2 protein-coding genes and 1 pseudogene are annotated in these 3090 nt (G+C 57.6%); 1 reads left to right on the top strand and 2 read right to left on the bottom strand.

Translation table 11 applies throughout. The annotated features are described in order from the left end of the window. A pseudogene (locus IQ26_RS40980) lies at positions 1-143 on the bottom strand (IS110 family transposase); the annotation flags it as partial. A gap of 582 nt (positions 144-725) precedes the next feature. Between IQ26_RS40980 and IQ26_RS38790 the strand changes: the two are divergent. Further along, positions 726-1901, top strand: a complete 1176-nt coding sequence (locus IQ26_RS38790) for an abortive infection family protein (RefSeq protein ID WP_162458202.1) — start codon at positions 726-728, stop codon at positions 1899-1901. 3 nt (positions 1902-1904) lie between these two features. On the opposite strand, the gene IQ26_RS38785 is transcribed toward IQ26_RS38790, so the two are convergent. After that, positions 1905-2987 (bottom strand): S1 family peptidase, encoded by a 1083-nt coding sequence (locus IQ26_RS38785; protein WP_145723563.1) that lies wholly within the window; start codon positions 2985-2987, stop codon positions 1905-1907. Positions 2988-3090 lie beyond the last annotated feature (103 nt).

Here is a 3090-nt window from a genome sequence, read left to right as displayed (position 1 = left end):
ACATACGGTGCGCGCTTGCGGATCACCGCCGCGAGCAATTGCGGGTCGGACGCACACTTGCCCCGCCAAATCCTCTTGCCGTCCTGCCGGATCGATATTGCCGTCTCTTTCATGGAAACGTCGAGACCGATATACTGCTTCATGGCTGTCCTCCGTTCGATGCCTGGGCCCGGTGTCGATCGTGAGCCCGTTCTTCATCCTAGCGGGGGACAGCCAGCCGGCTAGATGTTCGAACATCGCCGCCACATCTTAGGTGGCCACCGCTCCCGCGATTACGTCATGTTCGTTCAGTGGCGCAAAGGTGCCACGGTGCTCTGCCTCGCCTTTGTCCGCTTCTGGGCAGCGGCCGTCACGACGGAAACGGCCGAAATGGGGCGCATTTCCGCCAGGCAGTTGTGGGCCGTGAGCGGCCGTCCGCTTAGAATACTACACAGGCGCAAGCTGCCTTTGATGTAGTGAGCGCAATGCTGGAGATCGGCATCCCCCATGGACGAGTGCGGTCGCTGGAATGAATAGTGTCTTCATCGAGCGGATGTGGCTCAGCCTCAATGCGAGTGCGTCTTCCTCGGCGACAGGACACACGAAGAGGGCTATGGTCCGGAGCCAGTCACAAAAAAGCTGATGGCGTAAGAACGAACCTGATCCACCTTAGCCAAGTCGGCTAACTGACTCGACTGCCACGGCCGCCCGGTTCGTATACAAAATTGAAGGGAGAATGGCATCGGGTGAAACAGCAGACAACGCAGCAGTATCCGTCGGGAGCAGTCAAGCAGCTTAGAAATGCATTGGCAGGTGCGATTTCCGATTTCAGCGCCAACGAGGTGCCGTCCCTTTGCAGTCGGCTTGGTCTACGGGACGGGGATCGGGAAGAGTCATTCAAGAGCAAGTTCAAATATGCGGAAAGACGTCTACTCGAGAAATCTGCGGCAGAGTTGATCCCGATCGCCCAGCGGCTCATCGAAGAAGTTGACTCCTATGACTTGTCGGAGGCGCTGGCCAAGCTTCAGGAAACCGGACAAGCCACGGTTTCTGAACTAACCCGTCGCCGCATCATGGCGTTATTCAACAAGCGGCCCTACAGCACCGAGTTCGACGAAATCGACTTCATCCGCCGCGTGTGGCCGACGCATCGAATGTCATCCGTCTTCGAGAATGCTCCGTCGGAGCAGACTTTGGATGACGATCTCTTCAATGCACTTGTCAGGAACAACGACTGGGACAACCGGGAGACGTTGGAAGCGGTCGGCTATCTGACCTGTTCGCAAAGGCAGCTCTTCCGATTTTTGGAAGAGGTCACCAGTCCGCTGACACAATCACCCGACGCCCAGACCGAACTCGCCGCAGCGATCAATGAACACCTTCGCCACGACGGTTATCGCCTGTTCATTGCTCGGCGCCTGTCAGGCAGCCCGGTGTACGAGGTCCAGCCCGTCGCTCTCGGCAGCCCGGCGGATGATGGAATATCGCAGGCGTTGGCCGACTTCGAGCCTGACACGGTGGCTGCGCGGTGGACACAGGCTCTCGATCGTAGAGACACCGATCCTCAGGGCGCGATCACGCTGGCGAGGACGTTGCTCGAGGACGTGTGCAAGTGGATCATCGTCGAAGCGGGGGAGACATATGAGGAAAAAGACGACCTGCCGGTGCTGTACCGGAAATTAGCCAAGATTCTGAACCTGGCTCCTGATGGCCACACGGAACCTGTGTTCAAGCAGATTCTCGGAAGCTGCCAATCGGTGGTCGAATCCTTGGGATCGCTGCGCAATAAGATTGGTGACGCGCACAGTCCAGGCCCGAAAAAGGTAAAGCCGGCCGCCCGTCATGCGCAGCTCGCCGTCAATCTGTCCGGCACGATGGCGACATTTCTAGTTTCGACATGGGCGGCAAAGAGAGGCGGGTAACCCCTAGCTTGCCGCCCATTTCTTCAGCTCGTGGATTGCGGTTGCGATTTGTCGGCCTTCGTTCGGTCCACCCTTATGGATGATGCCGACGACCCTCCCGCCGGCATCCAATACCGGGCCTCCTGACATGCCCTGACTGAGTTCTTGCGACACCTCGACTCTATCGATCGCGCTCTTCCTAGGCAGAGACGTCACCGTTCCATTCCGAATGTTGAGACGGTCACCGGGCCCATATCCAGGATAACCGCATGCAGTGACATCATCGCCAACCGCTGCTGCGACCGTCGCCGCTTCCATCTCAAAGAACTCATTCGGATGTATCGCGTGGTCGAGGATCGCCAAGTCGTGATGCTCGCATCGCTTGCGGACCGAGACCCTAGTTTGGTTGGACGGTGTGCTCGGATGATAGAGGAGCAGATCTTCTGGATTCTCTACGCAATGAGCTGCCGTGACGAGCCCAACACCACTCAGAAAGAAGGCGGTACCCTGCTCTCCTTCATTCCCAGAATGCTCGACGATCCAAACCGACCGATCCCGCCGCTCGCTGTCGGTCGGTGTGACTTTCATAGGCTGATCCGCGAAGCTCCGATTGTAGCGCAAAGCCAACGACCGAACGACTGGGTCCGCCAGTCCCTTCAAATGGACGACGTATGCGATCTTTCCGCGAATATGCGAGCAGATATCGCCTTTGCCGTTTTTGGCAGAATGTCTTGCTTGGGAAGCCTTAAGCCCATGTTTCTCTACCGAGTTAAGCTTTGCTCGGATATCGCGGACGTATCGGCGATCAACGTTCAGCCCAGAATTGATCTTCACGCCGGTCACGATACGCCGTGAGTTTCGGTCGGCGTAGTGGGCCTTCTGCGGATTGATCGTGAAGCCGTTGCCTTCGATGGCCACACGCAAGGCGGTTGAGAGCAAGTCTGAGGAGAACCTGCCGACTGGGGGCGGCCCGGCTTCGAAAAGCGGAGCGGGAGGCTGATAGCCTGAGAAAGTGATGTCATCCGCATACCGGGTATAGATCGCTCTCGCGCTCTTTGCGACGCGGAGAAGCTCCGTATCGAGGCGGTAGCAGATCATGTTCGACATTACTGGGCTCGTCACTCCCTGAACGCAAAAGGTAACTTTTGTCAGCCGATGGCGATTTCCCGTTGGAAGGCGATGACGTTTTTCCGGACGACGGTATCGTCGT

The organism is Mesorhizobium tianshanense, from assembly GCF_007830515.1.
Classification (GTDB): Bacteria; Pseudomonadota; Alphaproteobacteria; order Rhizobiales; family Rhizobiaceae; genus Mesorhizobium; species Mesorhizobium tianshanense.
Note: the sequence above shows the minus strand (reverse complement) of the source record. Positions and strands in the feature narration are given on the sequence as shown.